Consider the following 18,591-nt stretch of genomic DNA (forward strand, 5'->3'; position numbering starts at 1 on the left):
CTACTCAGGCCCCATAACGCTTTGTGTCTTATTGGATATTTGATATGTATAAAAAGCGCTTATTCACGTGTTTTTTGGATGCTTTATTACTTTAATTATGTAATTACTGTTGTGTTCTATAAATGAGAATAGTTAATCTAATTATGGGAAGCTTATTTAATGTAAAACTAAATTTTTATATATTTTATCTTATAAATAATTATTGAATCTTCAATTTAAATGCTTGATATACAAAGCATTGATATTAAAAATGCTATATTTTTTATCGCTCATTGATATATTATCAAACTAAAAATGTGCCATACATCTGCTCTGAATTTCCTGTAGAGAATAAGCTATTTAGTATTTAATAGAAATCTCAGTGATTGGTATAGTTATAAAAGTGTGTTAGCGTATAACTCGCTGTTATTAATTGTATTTTTTTAATTATAAAAATTATAAGTAATATGCAATGACTATTCTGCATGGACATTTAAGCACCTGCACGAACAGCAGAGGAAAGAAAGCTTTGTAAAAAAGCAGCGCCCCAACTCCTCCGAGACTGGAAGAGTTGGGGCGCTGCTTTCGAGCTGACTACTGGCGTGGCTTGTTCTGTGGGACGAGGCCCACTTTCGCGAGGGTGCGAGGACCTAGGTAACTAGCGAGGCACTCAAAAATTAGTGGCTAGGCTGAGCGCGCTGCTAGCCGGAGCCTAGGTTTGCTACTACTGCATTACGACCAGTTGTGTAGTAAGCGGCGGAGTAGAATTATTTGCCCGGTGTGGTAAGCGGTGTGATCTGCAATGAGCAAGGCTTCCCGAAAAAGGTTCTGCCCTGTCCCGTGCTCGAATGGCTTGAATAAATCCCGATTTGAGTCGTGGAGCAACTCCACAAATTGATTTTTATCTTGCTTGATATGGGCTAGGGTCGTTTCCCATTTCTGCTGATCGGCAAGGTCCTCGGCGCTTGGCCAGTACTCATCAGGCCATTTAGGCGACTCATGCACCGGGTTATTACAAAACTCCAGGATATCCCATTGCGCGATTCGCACGTGTTCGGCTAATTGCCAAATAGTGTAAGGTAAGCCATCCGCGGGCTTGTTTAGTAGCTCGAGCGGAATATCAGCACAGGCTTCTTCGAAAGAAACGTGCGCATTGCCTCCTTCTAGTAGTTGAATAAGTTCTTTTACCAACGATTCTCTCGTCTGCTTTTCCATGAAGTCTTATCAGCTAAATGATTGCTAGCTCAGACCAAACGTAGGCTGCGCCAAAACGTTTTTCGTTTGTCGCCCCTCGGTTACTCGTAAACGTGGCTCCTCCTACCCAGGGAAGTGTATCGCCAACGTTGTTATCTTCCTTAACTTTTAGCGCAGCGCATTCTAGGACAAGCTAATCCTAGCTTATTTCGCGCATCTTGCCACCTGATCGTTTCCTAACCTAGAGCATACTGATTCGATGAACGCCCCCTCTTCCCCCGAACTGTTCGTTCACCATGTGTTATTCTACACCCCGGCCAGCGCCAGCGACGCCGACAAAGCCAAGCTGCTAGAAGGACTGCAGACACTCCGAAGCATTCCTTCGATCAAACTGGCGCATATCGGCACGCCCGCCGCCACCACCCGCGACGTGATTGAGCGGACGTACACCTACTCGTGGCTCTGCCTGTTCGAGAGTGCGGCAGATGAAGAAAGCTATCAGCAGCATCCTATCCACGACGACTTCCGCAACCAGTACGCCTCCTACTGGGAGAAAGTAGTAATCTACGACTCGGTGGGGCCAATCTAAACCTAGCTAGGTAAGCTAGGCGAGGGTAAGGATGCCCAGCTCTGCAAACGAAACAGTGAAGACAGTGCACGGCCGCTTTGCTGCCGGCGAAGCGTCGTTAATGGCGTGTGGGACCTAGGTTCTCGCGGAGAAACGACATGCAACACGCGCAGAGCAAGTCAGGACAAAACCTGTTAGCAACATCATAACAGCTTAATTGAATGAATAGGAAGCTCACAACATTACTATTTCTGCTGAGTATCGTTTGCAGCTTTGCCTTCACGCAGACAACTCAAAAAGCCAAGCGGCCACCAAACATTATCTTCATTCTGGCCGATGACCTAGGGTATGGCGACGTTAGTTGCTACGGGCAAAAACGATTCAAAACGCCTAACATCGACCGGCTGGCCGCAGAAGGAATGAAGTTCACGCAGGCGTATGCCGGCACTGCGGTTTGTTCGCCATCTCGCTCTTCCATGTTTACTGGTCAGCATACTGGGCATACGCCCGTTCGGGGCAACCTCGCCGTGAAGCCCGAAGGACAGTACCCGTTGCCTGACTCAACTGTCATTATTCCGCAACTGCTGAAGCGAGCTGGTTACGCCACTGGCTGTTTTGGCAAGTGGGGGCTAGGCGGGCCTGGCACGAGCGGCGACCCTGTCAACAAAGGCTTTGACGAGTTCTTTGGCTATAACAGTCAGACCCTGGCGCATAATTATTACCCCTACCATTTGTGGCATAACCGGGAGAAAGTTCTGCTCCCCGAAAACCGGGGCGCGCGTTCCGTCACCTACGCTCCGGCGCTCATTCACCAAAAAACGCTGGAGTTTATCGATCAGCACAAGGACCAGCCCTTCGCGCTGTTTGTAACGACGGTTATCCCGCACGCGGAACTCGCCGCCCCGCCGGCCTACATGAAAAAAACCATTGGGAAATTCGGGCCGGAAACGCCTTATGTCGGGCCTGACACCAGTGCTGCCACCTTCACCAAATCGGGCCCTTACCTATCGCAGCCGTATCCGCGGGCGGCCGTCGCGGCCGCGATGCTGGTGCTAGATGATCAGGTAGGTGAAATCATGCGCAAGCTCAAAGAACTGCATATCGACGAGAATACCATCGTGATTTTTTCCTCCGACAATGGCCCCTCCGACGAAGGCGGAAAAGAGCTAGCTTATTTCAACAGCAGCGGAGGATTACGCGGCGCGAAAAGGGATCTATACGAAGGCGGAATTCGGGTGCCGTTTCTGGTAAGATGGCCTAGTCAGGTGAAAAAAGGCGCAGTGAACAATCAGCTAATTGCCTTCTGGGATCTGCTGCCAACCTTCACGGAGCTAGCTGGCGTGCCAACTCCTGCCAAGACCGACGGAGTATCCATTGTGCCTACGCTGACGGGGAAAGGCAAGCAACCGCAGCATCCTTACTTGTACTGGGAGTTCTACGAGCAAGGTGGCAGCGTTGCCGCCCGCATGGGCAAGTGGAAAGCCGTGCGCCTAGACCTAGCTACTACCTCGAATGGGCCTATTGAGCTGTATGATTTGGACACTGATCTTGCCGAAAAGCATAACGTAGCGCAGCAGCACCCAGAGCTGCTAGCGCGCTTCGAACAAATATTCGCGAAAGAACACGTGCCATCGCCAGCCTTCCAGTTTTTGCCAAAAAAGGCGAATGCAGAGTGATAGGCACCTAGCTTTTAGTTGGCGGAATCGTTTAGCAAAGTGGCCTGAATGGTAAAGGCTGTTACCGCGCAAAGCAAAAGACCCGACTCGTGCGCAGCCTCTTGGCTGCCGGAGTCGGGTCTTTTTTTGAAGCAAACTCTCCGGTATCTGCTTACGATACAGAAGCTAGCTTTGCGTACTAGCGGAGGGATGCGGTAGTAAGCGGCGTCACGGGCGTTTCACGCGGGATGCGGCCTTGGAAATGAGGCATGGACACGTTCGGAAGGCGCGGCAACACGTAACGGGCGAAATAGTCGGCTTCGTCGAGTAGGGGGTAACCGGAGAAGATGAACGCGCGGAAACCCATGTCCAGGTAGCGGTTGAGCTTCTCCACAATTTGGTCGGGTGTGCCCACTAAGGCGCCGCCGGCCCCGGAGCGGGCCTTGCCGATATCCGTCCAAAGCAACGGTTCTACAAAACCTTCGTTGTCGGCATGCTCGCGCAGCTGGTTTTGTCGGTGCACGCCCAACGACCACGAGTCCTGAGCCCGGCTCTTGATTTCAGCACCTTTCACCGGGTCAAACTTCGACATGAGCTTGCGGGCGTAGGCACGGGCTTCGGATTCCGTTTCGCGCACGATAACGTGGATGCGCAGGCCAAAATCGATCTGCCGGCCGTGGCGAGCGGCGCGGGCGCTGAGGTCCTGCATGGTTTCGTAGAGCATTTCCTCCGTCTCGGGCCACATCAGAAACATGTCGCAATATTGGGCGCACACCTCCCTGGCTCCCTCGGAGGTGCCGCCGAAGTATAGCAGCGGGCCTCCGTTTTGCTGGTAGGGTTTAGCGGGGTCCGATGGCATGTCGAATTGATACAACTCGCCCTTGTGTACAATGCGCTCCTGGGTCCACGCCTGGCGCAAAATCTCAATGGTTTCGGCGCAGCGCTGGTAGCGCAGCTCGGGCACCTCGCGCAAGCCAGGCAGGTCCGAGTTGATAATATTGATGGTAAGCCGGCCTTCGAGCATGTGGTCGAGGGAAGCTAGGGCACGGGCCAGCATGGGCGGGTGAATCTCACCGGTGCGGATGGCCGTGAGCAGATTAATGCGCGACGTTTGGGGAGCAATTCCGGCGGCAAAGGTGAGGACATCCTGACCCACAGTGTAGGACGTAGGCAGCAGAATGTTGGAATATCCTAGCCGCTCCGCCGCTAGCGTAATATCCCGGCAGTGCGCCCAGGAACTGCGGTACGCGCCATCGAGCACGCTCAGGTATTGGGTGTCGCCGCCACACAGGTCGTCGAACCAGGAGATTTCGGCTACGCGCTGGGGCGTGCGAATGGCAACGGAGGTAATAGGAGAAGAAAGAGACATAGCTCGAAAAGCAATATACAGTTTTGAATAGGGGAGGGCGGAATGTGGCTTGGTCTACTTAGCGGGCTTTACGCCGCGCTGATTAGCTGCGAAGTACACTCCCAGTCCTACGATAGCTAGGAGGGCAACGTCGCGCGCTTCGGTGCCAGTACTACTCAGCAACAGCCACAGGCACAACCCCACGCACAGGGCTGCTACCACGCCGCCACCCAGTACTCGAAAAGGCGCCGGCTGCGTCGGGCGCCGACGGCGCAGCACCGGCAAGGCCGCGCACGTGAGGGCGAAATACGTGAGCCGAATAATAGTAGAGAGCGTAAGCGCGTAAATGAACGTGCCCGAGATAGCAAGCCCTAGCTTCAGAACGGCCGACACTAGCAGTGCCACGTAGGGCGTGCGAAACCGCGGGTGTGTGGCCCGGAAAATAGCCGGAATTTGACCCTGCTCGGCCAAGGCAAATAACAACCTAGGTCCTGTAAGCATGAGCGCATTGAGCGTGCCAAGAGCAGTCAGCATTGCCGCCGCCGCGACGAGCGCCCCGCCAGCGGACCCCAGAAACTGCTGCGAAGCGCTGGCCAAGGGCCGCTCCGACGTAGCTAGGTTTGGGAGCGTACCAATGCACACCACCTGCACTAACAAGAACAGCACAGCCACCGTGGCAATGGCCGTGAACAAGGCAAAAGGCACATTGCGCTGAGGCTGTTGAATTTCGCTGGCCGGAATAGCCGCTACATCAAAGCCCGAAAAGGTGAAGATGAGCAATAGCACCGCGCTGGAAAAGCTAGGGTAGGTGGGAAGTACCGCAAACGAAAACGCCTGCCAGTTCACGAAAAACAACCCAACGGCTGTGAACAGCACCAGCAATACCAACTTGCTCACTGTGAATAGATTGTTCACCAGCGAAGCCGTGCGTACGCCCACCCAATTGAGCAAAGTCAGGCCAGCAATGAGCCCAGTCATTAGAGCAGCCCGACCCATTCCGGCGCCCACTGTGGGCCAGAAGTAGGCAGCATAATCGACGAACAGGTTGCACAGCGCGGCGAAGCTAGCTAGGCGCGAAATCCAGAGCAGCCAACCCACCTCAAACCCCACGAGTGGGCCAAAGGCTTCCCGGGCGTACAGGTAAGGCCCTCCGGCCCCGCTGAACCGGCTGCTGACTTCGGCAAAGCATAAGATGATGAGAGAAACAACGGCCGCGCTGACCACATAAGCAGCTAGGCTATACGTGCCTACCAAAGCATAAATTTTGGCGGGCAGCCCCAGAATCCCGGCCCCAATGGTAATGTTGATGATGAGCGCCACGAAGTCCCAGCGCCGGATGCCGCGCACTAGTTCAGGCCGTGCCGCGGCCGGGGAGGTAGAAGTCATGCAAACGAAAGAAAGCGGATGATAAGAAGGCGGCCAGTCGGCTACCAGAGCAGGCTAGGGAGTTGCGAGGCAACAACAGCGATGCTTTCCAATCAGCTTTTCGAGGGGCATGCGGAGGAGAAAATAAGGAGCTCTTGCATTCATCTTTCAAACAACAGCCAGGTAGAGCAACGGCAAAGATAGGCAGCAGCCTAGCCAGCGCAAACGTTTTATGCACGCTGCCTAGGCCTAGAAACGCGATGGTTATTTAAAAGAAAATTTGCGTTTCTCAGAAACGCGTCTTTACCTTTGGTGCAATCAATGCCTTCTACCTGAAGGCTGGTTTTTATACAGAGGCGTGGAGAGACAGGCTCGACGATACGCCGACAACCCCCAGAATGTCTGGAACGGTGCCAAATCCTGATCATATAAAAACAATACAGCCGTGAAACGCTTCCGTAGCTCCTCTGCCGTCACCGCCACCTGCTATGCCCTACAGCATGGATGTTGTGGTATGCAGCGCATGGTCGTCTGTATGCAGGCGACGGGCATGAGCTACTAAGGAGCAGGCGTTATCCTCTTTTTCCTTCTTGTTTGCTCGCGTCGTAGTGGGACCTAGCACCTCCACCTCCGACACCTTCAGGCTGCTTTTGCCGCTTGCGTAGCCGTAACCGCCCCGGACGGTACTAGGCATGTCAGCGCTCCAGCAGCCGTCCTTCCAGAATACCATTCTGTCGTCTTTTCTGACTACTTGCAGCGCGACTATTCACCAGTCGAAGTAGTGGCCGAGTACCTGCTGTTCTGCGCTACGTCTTTACCTAGCTTGCCTGGTGAAGCGGCAACAAGAGAAGTACGCTTGTGCAGCAGCTAAGTGCTTAGAAGCTAGTTAGTATAGCTTCGAGCCTATGGTCATGCAAGGCCACAGAAGCAGGAATCAACCCAGCGCATTCCTGCTCATTTCTACTCCCTTATCAGATGAAACTTTCTACTCTGCTGGCGGCGCCGATTGCCGTCGTGGGTCTAACTAGTACGAGTTACGCCCAAGTAGCCAACGCACAAACCGTGACGGGTACGGTCACCGACGCCTCCGACCGAAGCCCCTTACCCGGTGTGACGGTAGTAGTGCGCGGCACCACTACCGGCGCTTCTACGGATGGCAACGGTCAGTTCTCGCTCACGTTGCCAGCCGGCAGCAATGTACTATTGGTCAGTGCAGTAGGTTATCAAAGCCAAGCCATTAGTGTTACCTCAAGTTCAGTGAGCGTAGCACTAAAATCGGCGGTAAAACAGCTCAACGAAGTGGTGGTGACGGGCTACAGCGAGCAAAACCGCAAAACCCTCACCAGCGCCATTAGCTCAGTGAAGGGCGACGAACTGAAGGACATTCCGGCTGCTAGCCCCGACCAACTTCTGCAAGGCAAAGCGCCCGGCGTGCAGGTGTCGGCCAACTCAGGCGTGCCGGGCGGCGGCATTTTCATTCGCATTAGGGGTAGCAACTCGGTGAATGCCAGCAACGACCCCTTGTACGTGGTGGATGGCGTGTTCATCAACAACACCAACCTGATTGCTACTGGCCTAGGTAACCAAGTGTCTTCTAACCCGTTGGCCGACCTGAACCCGCAGGATATTGAGAACATCGAAATCCTGAAAGATGCTAACGCCACGGCCATTTACGGCTCACGCGGCGCTAATGGCGTCGTGCTCATCACCACCAAGCGCGGCAAGGCAGGCGACAAAACCCGTGTTACCTTCAACACTTATCACGCGTGGTCGAAGGCGCCGAAGCAGTACGACCTGGTGAGCGGCTCGGAGCTAGCTATGCTGGAAAATGAGCGGTTTCTCAACGACGGTGGCAACCCAACCCAAGTACCTTACCGCTCCGTGACCTCCGGCGGGCGCGGCTTACCCGAAGAGCAGTCCACCTACGATCGGCTCTCGGATGTGTTCCGCACGGCCCAAACCCAGAGCTACGAGCTGTCGGCGGCCGGGGGCTCGGCCAAGACACAGTTCTACATTGGGGGCGGTTACTTCAAGCAGGAATCGGTGGCGAGACCTAGCGCCTTCGACCGGTTCAGCCTACGCGTAAACCTCGACAACTCCGTGACCGACAAGCTGCGTATCGGCACGAGCACGGCCCTGAGCCGCACCCACCGCAACGTGAGCAGCAACGATAACAACCCGGTGGGCGTCATCAACTCGGCCCTGTTCACGCGTTCCAACCTGTCGATTTATAACCCCGACGGCTCCTACGCCAAGTACGGTTCGTTTGATAACGCCTTGGCGCTCATCAACAACCTCAACAACGACGCCGTCGGTTCGCGCGTCATCTCGAACGTGTACGGCGAGTATCGTTTCCTGAAGAATTTAACTTTGCGCAGCAGTTGGAGCATCGACTTCAACGACATGTACGAGAACAATTTCAACAACACGTTGATCCTAGCCGGGCAGCCTCGCGGCACGGCCAACTCGTACCTCTCCCGCGACATCACCCTGCTCAATGAGCAGACCCTCAACTACCACGTCGATTTTGGTGACCATTCCATCCAGGCGGTGGTCGGCAACACCATCCAGAAGAACACCTTCCAGCGCACTAGCCTAGCGGGGCAACAGTTTCCGAGCAACGACCTGACTACCATTGCCTCGGCGGCAACGCAAACGGGCTCATCGTCCCGCTCGCAGGCGGGGCTGTTGTCGTACTTCGGTAAGGCCACCTATAGCTTCAAGCAGCGCTACACCGCCGACGTGAGCGTGCGAGCTGACGCCTCTTCCCGCTTCGGGCAAGACAACCGCTGGGGCTACTTCCCGGCTGTGGGCCTCGGTTGGCGTCTCGGGGAGGAAAGCTTTGTGCAGGACTTAAATATTTTCCAGGAGCTGAAGCTGCGGGCTAGCGTGGGCAAAACGGGTAACCAGGCCGGTATCAGCGACTTTGCCGCGCTGGGCCTGGTGCAAGGTGGCGCTAACTACCTCGACCTGCCCGGCACCGCACCCTTGCAGCTCGCCAACCCCAACCTGAGCTGGGAAAGCACCCGCCAATGGAACGTGGGCCTAGATGCGGCCGTGCTGCAAAATCGCTTGGTGCTGGAGCTGAACTACTACGACAAGTACACGTCGGGCCTGCTGCTAAACGTGCCGGTGCCGCGCAAGACGGGCTTTGCCTCGGTGGTGCAGAACTACGGAGCCGTTAGCAACAAGGGCATTGAAGTGCAGCTCACGGCCAACTGGCTGCCCAAGTCGGCGGTGCAGTGGAGTACGACGTTCAACGTGGCCCGCAACGTGAACAAGATCGAGAAGCTAGCTTCGCCGATTACGACTGGCTCCCGCGACGTTTTCCGCTTGCAGGAAGGTGCGCCGCTGTACTCTTTCTGGCTCTACCACCAGACTGGCGTGAACCGCGAAAGTGGCGATGCCGAGTACGAAGATGTGAATGGCGACGGCCAGCTTTCGGTGGCCGACCGCAAGCTGGTCGGTAATGCGTGGCCTAACTACTTCGGGGGCGTAACCAACTCGGTGACTTACAAAGGCTTCGACTTTAATTTCTTGCTGAACTTCGAACAAGGAGCGAAGATCATGAACATGAACCGTTTCTTCTTGGTGCACGGCGGCACCCAGAGCAACATCGGGTACCTCCGCGAGCAGCTCGACCGTTGGCAGAAGCCCGGCGACGTGACCACCATTCCGCGCCTGACCACGGTGGCTTCCAGCAACAACTACGGCGGCGTGGTGCAAAACCTAAGCGACCGGTACCTAGAGGACGGCTCTTTCCTGCGCCTGCGCACCCTTACCCTAGGCTACACCCTCCCCAAGCCGGCCATTGCCAAAGCCCACCTGAACTCGCTGCGCGTGTACGTGCAAGCTGCCAACCTCTTCACCATCACGCCTTATTCGGGCCTCGACCCTGAAGTGAATTCGCAGAGCGGCGTGAGCAATACCAAAAACTTCGACTGGGCCACCGTGCCCCAACCCCGCACTTTCCAGCTAGGCGTCACAGTCGGACTATAATCTTTGATTTTCGATGAAACAGACGATACACCGCCTTCTTTTTGCATTCCACCTGACCGCCGCGGGCCTAGCTTTTACCGCTTGCCGCGACTTGCTGGAACCCACGCCCGTCCAGCAGCTCTCCGATGATAAGGCCATCACCGACGCCGGCAGCGCCCGCTCGGCCACCATCGGAGTCTACGACCGGGTACAGGCTTACTACCAGCTCAACTGGCCGGTGCTAGGCTTCTTGCCCGGTGAAGATGTACGCTTCAACGGCACGCTAAACCAGTTTTTGCAAATTGACCAGAACCAGCTCAGCGCTGATAACGTGCTGATTACGGAAGCCTGGACGCAGATGTATCAAGCTGTAAACGGCGCCAACAACGTTATTGCCGGCGTGCCCGGCGTGAATGACCCGCTGCTGCCTACTACCGAGAAAGATCAGCTGCTAGGTGAGGCATACTTTCTGCGGGCCTTGGTGTACTTCGACCTAGGTCGGGGCTGGGGCGGGGTGCCGCTGGTACTCACACCCACCCGCTCCAAGGAAAATGGACAGGGCATTCGGCGCAGTTCTCTTGCCGATACCTACGCCCAGGTGCTGGCCGACCTGACCCAAGCGGAAACCTTGCTGCCCGACGCCACCACCCGCAACCGGGCCGTGAAGGCCTCGGCTCGTGCCCTGCGCGCTCGTTTGCACCTCTACCAAAAGCAATGGGCCGACGCAGAAACCTATGCGACGCAGGTGATTGGCAACAACAACTACCGCTTGGTTACGCCTTACCGTACGTTTTCGACGGCGCCATTCCTAAGCCAAGAGTCTGTGTTTGAGCTAACCTTCAGCAACTCCGACGCTAACTCCATGTGGAACAACTGGTTTCCAAGCGCTTTGGGTGGTCAGTTTAACTTTCAGCCGGTGCCTGCGGCTATTGCGCTGCTAAACGACCCAACGGTGGGCGGCAGCCGCTCGGCCTTGCTTGCTACCACGGTTATTGCGGGCTCCAACGTAACCTACGGCAACCTCTACAGCCGCTCGGCCCAGCGCGACGACCCTAGCTACGTGCTGCGCCTAGCCGAGCAATACCTCATCCGCGCCGAAGCCCGCGCCCGCCAAGGCAAACTCACTCAGGCCTTAGCCGACCTGAATGCCGTACGTGCCCGCGCCGGTGTACCCGCCAGCACCGCTGCCACCGCCGATCAATTGCTCCTAGCCATTGAAAATGAACGCCGGATAGAGTTTGCCTTCGAAGCCGACCGGTGGTTTGACCTCGTGCGCACCGGCCGCGCCGGTACGGTGCTCGGCGTCACGGATCAGCGCCGGTGGGTGTTCCCCATTCCCTTCAACGACCTCGTGGCCGACTCCGACCTGGAGCAGAACCCAGGGTATTAATCCAGATGCACGGAGCGCGGGGTTTGTCGCCCGCGCTTAAGCCAGAGTCCGCACGGGCGACAAACCCCGCGCTACCATCGATCAAACCTAGTCTTTCGATTCCTATTCTCATGTTAAAAGCGTACTTCTCCGCCGCCCTATTCACATTGGGCCTAGGTCTAGCTCTGCCAACTGCCGCGCAAAACACGTACTTTTTTCCGGCTGCTCAGGCCGGCAGCTTCGACCCAGCTATACCCACGCCCGAAAAGTTTTTGGGCTATCCCATTGGCACCCACTATACTCGCTCCGATCAAATCGTAGCCTACCTGCGGGAGCTAGATCGGGTATCCGACAAGGTGAGTTTGCGCACACTAGGCAACACCTTTGAGGAGCGGCCGCAGGTGGTAGCCACCATCACGGCCGTGGAAAACCAACAGAACCTAGCGAAGCTGCAAGAAGCGCGGCGGGCGCTAGTTGACCCGAAGCTGCCCGCGCCCGATTACCGCAAGCTGCCGGTGGCGGTGAGTCTCAACTTTGGGGTGCACGGCAATGAAAGTAGCTCCTCGGAAGCGGCGCTGTTGCTAGCTTATTACCTCACCGCCTCCACCAGTCCCGAAACCAAGCAGTGGCTGGAGCAGGCAGTAGTGACCATCGACCCACTGGAAAACCCCGATGGCCGCGACCGAGCCTCGCACTGGTTTGACCAGAATAAATCGTGGCCCAACGTGACCGACCCGCTCGACCGGGAGCATACCGAAGCCTGGCCGGGTGGCCGCACCAACCACTTCTACACCGACCTAAACCGCGACTGGCTGCCTCTGACCCAGCCCGAAAGCCGCGCCCGCATGGCGTTCTTCCACGAGTGGTATCCCAACGTGATGATCGACTTTCACGAGATGGGCACCAACGGCACCTATTATTTCGAGCCGTCCAAACCCTTCAGTACCGAGAACGACCTCATTCCGCGTGCTACGTACGAAGTGCTCAACGTGCACCTAGCCAAATACTTTGCTAAGTCATTGGACGACCTAGGGTCACTGTACTGGACCAAGGAGCAGTTCGATAACCTGTCGCCGATCTATGGTTCCACCTACCCCGACTTTGAGGGCGGCGTGGGTATTACCTTTGAGGTAGCTAGCTCCCGCGGCTTGGCCCAGGAAGGCACCAACGGGGTCGTGACGTTCCCTTTCACCATTCGTAATCACGTGGCCACGGGCCTTGCAACGGTGCGCGGCGCGGTGGAGGAAAAAGAGCTATTCCTAAAGCATCAGCGCGACTTTTTCACGTCGGCCCTCACCGACGCGCGCAAGTTCCCGACGAAAGCTTACGTCTTCGGTAGCGAGCAAGATGAAACCCTGACCAACAAGTTTTTGAGCCTACTGCTCCAACACAAAGTTGAAGTGCACGAGCTAGGTAAGGATGTAACGCTGGACAAGCAGGATTTCAAGAAGGGCAAGGCCTATGTGGTGCCCACCAGCCAGCCTCAGTACCGCATCGTGAACTCCTTGTTTGAGGAGCTGACTACCTTCCACGACAGCGTGTTCTACGACGTAACGGGCTGGAGCCAGGCCCACGCCTACGGGCTGCCGGTGTCGAAGCAAAAGAATACCAACCTCGTGCAAAGCGCCCCCGTGCAGGCGCCCAAAACGCTGGCCGGCACCGTGCGTGGGGGCAAAAGCAGCTACGCCTACATTCTCCCTTGGTCTGACTACAACGCGGCGCATTCGCTCACGGCCTTGCAGCGGGCGGGGGTAGTGGCCAAAGTGAGCTTCAAACCCTTCAGCGCCGGCACCAAAGACGACCACACCGATTTTGGCTACGGTGCTCTGGTGATTCCGGTGGCGGGGCAAAAGCTCTCAGCCGATTCAGTTTTTCAGATTGTAAGCCGGGTGAGCCGGCAGAACCAAGTAACGTTTACGGGCGTGGGTACCGGCTTCAGCCTAAGCGGTATCGACCTAGGTTCCAATAACGTGCACACGGTGCCGGAAGCCAAAGCAGCTTTGCTGGTGGGCACGGGTACCAACGCTTCTGAAGTGGGCGAGGCATGGTTTGTAGCGAGCCAGCAGCTCGGGTTGCCCCTGAGCCGCATTGAGCTCAGCAACTTCGGGCGGGCGCCATTGGGTCGTTACACCAGCATCGTGTTGGTGGGTGGCGTGTACACGGGGCTGGATAAGGCTTCAGTAGACAAGCTACGTCGCTGGGTGCAGGAAGGGGGTACGCTTATCACCATCAAAAACGCTTCGGACTGGGCGATTAAGCAAGGTATTGTGAAGGAGAAGCTGCTGGTGCCCGCCAATGGCGGCTGGGCCGATACCACGGCTACCGCCAGCGCCGCGGCCAAAAGTAAGCTAGGTCCTGCGGCCACTCACCGCGCCGACTTTGTACAGCAAGAGCAAGAGGGCACCCGCGCCATTGCCGGCTCCATTTATTCGGCCGACATCGACATCACGAACCCCATTGGTTTTGGCCTGACCAGCCGCAAGCTGTACGTGTTCCGCAACGGCACTACTTTCCTGAAACCTAGCCGTAACCCTTACGCCACGGTAGCCCAGTACACGGCCAAGCCGTTGGTGAGCGGCTACGTATCGCAGGCTAACCTAAAGCAGATCAGTAACTCGGCGGCCGTAGTGGTCAGCAAGGTGGGAGCGGGCCGCGTGGTGCTCTTCGCCGACGACCCTAACTTCCGTCACTACTGGCATGGCACTTCCCGCTTGTTTGCCAATGCTTTGTTGCTAGGTCCGCTGCTCAACTTGCCCGAAGGCCCAGCGGCTATTTCAGCGGAGGAAGAATAAACCAAGACGTGCCGCCTAGCACCTGCTAGGCTACGCGGGGGCGCCCGGCGTGCTGGTGGCGGCCGGCGGACGCTGGGCGTTCCTTTTTAGGCGCAGGCTGCCTTGCTGTCCGTGGCCGATTCATGTATTAAACCGTAGCGCTTACGTGCTCTAATCTGGTATTTCCGTTCATGAAGCTTGACTTGTTGATGATTGCCGCCCACCCCGACGACGCCGAGCTAGGGTGCGCCGGCACCCTGCTCCGTCACGCAGCGGCTGGGCGGCGAATCGGCGTGGTGGACCTGACCCGGGGCGAGCTAGGTACTCGCGGCTCGGCGGCGTTGCGCGACCAAGAAGCTCAAGAGGCGGCGCGTCTCTTGGGCCTGCATGTGCGCGAAAACCTAGGTATGCGCGACGGATTCTTCGCCAACGATGAAGCGCATCAGCTGCGCGTCGTTGAAGTTATTCGCCGCTTCCAACCAGAAATCATCCTGACCAACCCAAATGTAGACCGCCACCCCGACCACGGCCGCGCCGCCGACCTTGTGCACGATGCGGCTTTCTTAGCGGGCCTCGTCAAAGTGCAGACTGAGTGGGACGGTGCGCCGCAGGCGCCCTGGCGGCCGCGCTTATTGCTGCAAGCCATCCACCACAGCTACGTGCGCCCCGATGTGGTCATGGATATCACCAGCTTCTGGGACCAAAAGCTGGCGGCACTTACGGCATTCAAAAGTCAGTTTTACCATCCCGATTACACCTCTAACGAAGCCAATACGCACATTTCCACGCCTAATTTTTTGCGCATCCTAGAGGCGCGGGCGCAGGAGCTAGGTTGCTATATCGGCGCCACGTACGGGGAAGGTTTCACGTGTCGTCGCCCTTTCGGATTAGCAGACCTGTTTTTATTGCAGTAATGCTCGAACACTTCAAAGTCTTCTCGAAAAAGACGGGGAGCTTCTTCCCGTCGCCTGTCACATAGTACCGACTCAGGCTTAACGCGGGAAATAAATGGTAAAGGTGGTGCCGACGCCGACTTGGCTGTGCACGCTGATTTTGCCGCCTGCATTTTCCACCATGCGCTTCACCATGTAAAGACCAATGCCCGTACCCTCCACATGGGTGTGGAGGCGCTGAAACATGGCGAAGAGTTGCTCCTCACGGGCTAGGTCGAAGCCGAGGCCATTGTCTTCTACTTCTAGCACCACGTAGGGCTCCTCCTGCCGGGCCCGCACGTGCACCACTGGCAGCCGATCGGGGTGCCGGTACTTGAGCGCGTTGCTAAGCAGGTTATACACCACTGAGCGCAGATTCTTCTCGGAAAAGGTAAGCAACGGGCAGTGCTGAACGTTTACTTGCAGGCGCCCGCCAGTTTGTTGGAGCAGCGGAGCTAGGTCAAGGCGTACGTCCTCAATAATGGGGGCTAAGGCCACCGGCTCGGTAGGCGGATCGTGCTCTTTTTGCAACCGACTCACGGTGGTCAGGTGCTCGATGGTGCGGGTGAAGCGGTCCACCGAATCCTGCATCAGGGTGAGAATATAATCTACTGCGCCAGCCGGGCTTTGCGCGGGCAACTCGTCGCGCAGGGAGCTTAGCAAGCCCTCAATGTTGTTGATTGGGGCCTTCAAATCATGCGAAGCCGTGTAGATGAAGTTATCTAGGTCTACGTTGGTGCGCGTAAGCTGCTCGTTAGCCTTTGCTAGCTCATGGGCGAGGGCTTGGGCCTGCTGCGCGCTATCTTCGGCCGCCCGCCGAGCTTCAACTTGGTCGGTGATGTCGGACACGAGGGTGTAAAATCCCTGCACAGCGCCCTGGTGCACGTCGGGGATGTAGCTAGTGCGGATATGCTTGGTAAAATCGGCGCGGTAAGGCATCCAAGCTTCGAACTCCACCAGCTCGCCGGCTAGGGCTCGTTTAATGTAGCCTTGCGTAGTGGCATAAGCATCCTCACCCACTATCTCGCGCACCGGGCGACCGAGCAGGGCAGTGGGTTCCTGGTCGAACCAAGTCTGGTAGGCGCGATTAGCGAACCGATAAATTTCGTTGCGGTCGAGGTAGCCGATGAGTACGGGCAACGCGTCCGTGATGAGGCGCAGCTGGTGGGCGCTAGCCTCGCTGTCCTGGCGAGCACGCACCTGCTCCGTAACTTCGAAGGCAAAAACCAGTACGCCGTCGATGCGGCCTTCCCCGTCGCGGCGTGCTTGCTGAATGTAATTGAAATAGCGATCTTCCAGTACCCCGTCGGCTGGGCGGGCAATGCGTGCGCGGATGCCTCGCTCCTCGTGGGTCTCACCCGTGGCCAAGATGTGCTGAAACACGTTCATCACAGAATGCTGCGCTAACTCGGGCACAGCCTCCAAGAAAGAAAGCCCTAGCAGCGGCCGGTTGGGCATCAACTGTTGATAGCTAGGGTTGACGAATTCAAATACCAAATCGGGGCCAGCCAAGATGCAAATGCCAGCAGGCGCTTCCTGAAACAAATTGTGCAGCCGCTGCCGTTGCGCGTCGCGCTCCTGGCGAGCCAGCACTTGCTCAGTCACGTTGAAGGCGAATAGCGAGATACCTGCCGTTTGGCCTTTCTCCTGGTAAGCCTGGTAGGTGAAACTGAAGTAGATCGTGTGGGCCGGCTTGTCGTCGGTGGCCGACACCCGAAAGGGAGTATCGGTTCCGTAGTAGGTTTCGCCGGTCTGGTACACATGGTCCATTAAAGCGATAAAGCCCTGTTCCTGTAGCTCGGGCACTGCCTCAGCCATATCAAAGCCCACGAGTTGCCGGTTGGGGAAAAACTGCTGGTAGGCGGGGTTGACGTATTCATAGCGGTGGCCTGGGTCGCGTAATAGCGCCACTGCAGCCGGCGTCTGCTCAAACACTTGGTAGTAAAACTCGCGCTGCTCGGCCTGGCGCTGGGTGGCCGCTAGCAAGTCGGCCTGCAGGATTTCGGCTTGACGACGGCTCAGCACCTTCTCCGTTACATCGACGATGAAGGCAAGAACGCCCGTAACGTGGTTCTGCGCATCAGTCAGCGGCTGATAAATAAAGTCTAGGTAGTGTTGTTCGGGCTGGCTCGTCGCGGCGTCGAAGATGGTGGCGGGCGTTTCGGTTCCTACAAAGGGTTTACCCGTACGATACACCTCATCAAGCAAGCGAACAAAGCCCTGCGCAACTACCTCCGGATATACCTCGGCCAACGGAAGTCCTATCTGCGCGCGGTGGGCAGACAAGGCAGCGTAGCTGGTATTGAAGAAGGTAAGACGGTGCTCTGGGCCTTCAAACGTGGCAATAGCGGCCGGTACCTGTCCCATGATCTGCTGCAAGCGGCTTTGCTGCTGACCTAGCTCCGCAGTGCGTTCTTGCACGCGAGATTCGAGGGTTTGATTGAGCTGCTGTAGCTGTTGGCGGGCCAATACTTCGGCCGTGACATCGTAGGCGAAGTTGAGGATGCCGTCGATGCGGCCTTCGGTGTCGCGCGTAGCCTGAAAACACACGTTGTAGTACTGCAACTCCAGCTTGCCGGTATCGGTGAGGTCAACCCACGTTTCTAGCTCAGTGCCATAGAAGGGCTCACCGGTCTGGTACACGCCATCAAGAATTTCGTAGTACTGCTGGCCCTCGAGTTCAGGAAGAGCCTCGCGCACGGGTAAGCCCTTAATGGTGCGAGTAGGGAAATCACGCTGAAAGCGGTGGCTAACTAAGTCGAAGATGTGCGTGGGGCCGCGGTAGCTCGCTACAACGGCTGGGAAGTTCTCCAGAATGTGGTAGAGGCGCTGCCGCTGAACTTCTATTTCGGTACGGGCTGCCTTCTCTGCTGTCTGTGCCTCGCACCGCTGGGCATCGGCCTGCAGTTGCTCGGTGACGTCGGTAACGGCGTGCAACAGATGCGTAACACGACCCTGCTCGTCGAAAACGGGACGATTGACGGGCAGCCAGTAGCGCTCTATAAACTGGCCCGGTTGATCTAGGATGGGTATGTCATAGTGCTGCGGCGCCATCTGGTGGGGCTGGCCGGTGGCTAGCACCTGCGCCAAGGATGTGCGCAGGTTACGCGTAGCGTGGGCCTCGGGCGCGGCAGGGTTGTCGGGGAAGACGTCGAACAGATATTCCCCTAGCAGGGCCTCTCGTTTGGTTAAGGTGGCAGCTAGGTAATCGTCGCTCACGGCTGCAATCTGGAGCGTCGGGGTGAGGAGCAGGAAAGCGCCAGGCAGCGCATTAAACACCGGCAGCAAAGCGGGCATGCTGGCGGACGCAGCGGAGGCAGGGTGGGAAGACATAGGCAATTGAGAAGGTAATTACAGATGACGTCACCAGCACCCTTTACACACAAAGCAGACAACTGCTTACGGGAACGAAGATAGGTTTAAAAGTAGGGG

The 18,591-nt window shown here is 56.7% G+C and carries 11 protein-coding genes and 1 riboswitch; of the genes, 6 read left to right on the top strand and 5 right to left on the bottom strand.

Going from position 1 to position 18,591, the window contains the following annotated elements:
• Window positions 1–711 precede the first annotated feature (711 nt).
• Complete coding sequence (locus BXP70_RS03705) at window positions 712–1,194, bottom strand: DinB family protein (RefSeq protein WP_086592691.1); 483 nt, start codon at window positions 1,192–1,194, stop codon at window positions 712–714.
• A gap of 238 nt (window positions 1,195–1,432) precedes the next feature.
• Here BXP70_RS03705 and BXP70_RS03710 point away from each other — a divergent pair, with 238 nt between their 5' ends.
• Window positions 1,433–1,762 (top strand): Dabb family protein, encoded by a 330-nt coding sequence (locus tag BXP70_RS03710; RefSeq protein ID WP_086592692.1) that lies wholly within the window; start codon window positions 1,433–1,435, stop codon window positions 1,760–1,762.
• A 200-nt stretch (window positions 1,763–1,962) separates the two neighbouring features.
• On the top strand, window positions 1,963–3,417 hold the full coding sequence (locus BXP70_RS03715) for an arylsulfatase (RefSeq protein ID WP_086592693.1): 1,455 nt from the start codon (window positions 1,963–1,965) through the stop codon (window positions 3,415–3,417).
• A 178-nt stretch (window positions 3,418–3,595) separates the two neighbouring features.
• On the opposite strand, the gene BXP70_RS03720 is transcribed toward BXP70_RS03715, so the two are convergent.
• From BXP70_RS03720 to BXP70_RS03730, 3 genes are all read right to left on the bottom strand, one after another.
• Entirely contained in the window at window positions 3,596–4,765 is a 1,170-nt protein-coding gene (locus BXP70_RS03720; RefSeq protein WP_086592694.1) for an LLM class flavin-dependent oxidoreductase, read from the bottom strand.
• Window positions 4,766–4,819: 54 nt separating this feature from the next.
• Window positions 4,820–6,130, bottom strand: coding sequence for an APC family permease (locus BXP70_RS03725; RefSeq protein ID WP_086592695.1), 1,311 nt, complete (start codon window positions 6,128–6,130; stop codon window positions 4,820–4,822).
• Between the two features lie 322 nt (window positions 6,131–6,452).
• Window positions 6,453–6,544, top strand: a riboswitch (SAM riboswitch).
• 58 nt (window positions 6,545–6,602) lie between these two features.
• Window positions 6,603–6,803 (bottom strand): hypothetical protein, encoded by a 201-nt coding sequence (locus BXP70_RS03730; protein ID WP_143436359.1) that lies wholly within the window; start codon window positions 6,801–6,803, stop codon window positions 6,603–6,605.
• 281 nt (window positions 6,804–7,084) lie between these two features.
• On the opposite strand from BXP70_RS03730, the gene BXP70_RS03735 reads away from it, so the two are divergent.
• The 4 genes from BXP70_RS03735 to bshB1 all read left to right on the top strand — a co-directional run bounded on the left by BXP70_RS03735 (window position 7,085) and on the right by bshB1 (window position 15,141).
• Window positions 7,085–10,108 (top strand): SusC/RagA family TonB-linked outer membrane protein, encoded by a 3,024-nt coding sequence (locus BXP70_RS03735; protein WP_086592697.1) that lies wholly within the window; start codon window positions 7,085–7,087, stop codon window positions 10,106–10,108.
• A 13-nt stretch (window positions 10,109–10,121) separates the two neighbouring features.
• A complete protein-coding gene (locus BXP70_RS03740; RefSeq protein WP_086592698.1) occupies window positions 10,122–11,477 on the top strand; it encodes a RagB/SusD family nutrient uptake outer membrane protein in 1,356 nt (451 codons plus the stop codon).
• 110 nt (window positions 11,478–11,587) lie between these two features.
• Entirely contained in the window at window positions 11,588–14,248 is a 2,661-nt protein-coding gene (locus BXP70_RS03745; protein ID WP_086592699.1) for a M14 family zinc carboxypeptidase, read from the top strand.
• 170 nt (window positions 14,249–14,418) lie between these two features.
• Complete coding sequence (gene bshB1, locus BXP70_RS03750) at window positions 14,419–15,141, top strand: bacillithiol biosynthesis deacetylase BshB1 (RefSeq protein ID WP_086592700.1); 723 nt, start codon at window positions 14,419–14,421, stop codon at window positions 15,139–15,141.
• A gap of 78 nt (window positions 15,142–15,219) precedes the next feature.
• Here the strand turns inward: bshB1 and BXP70_RS03755 are convergent, their stop codons facing one another.
• Window positions 15,220–18,492, bottom strand: coding sequence for a PAS domain-containing protein (locus BXP70_RS03755; protein WP_086592701.1), 3,273 nt, complete (start codon window positions 18,490–18,492; stop codon window positions 15,220–15,222).
• Between the last annotated feature and the right edge of the window lie 99 nt (window positions 18,493–18,591).

Source organism: Hymenobacter crusticola (genome assembly GCF_002154225.1).
In the GTDB taxonomy this organism is placed as follows: Bacteria; Bacteroidota; Bacteroidia; order Cytophagales; family Hymenobacteraceae; genus Hymenobacter; species Hymenobacter crusticola.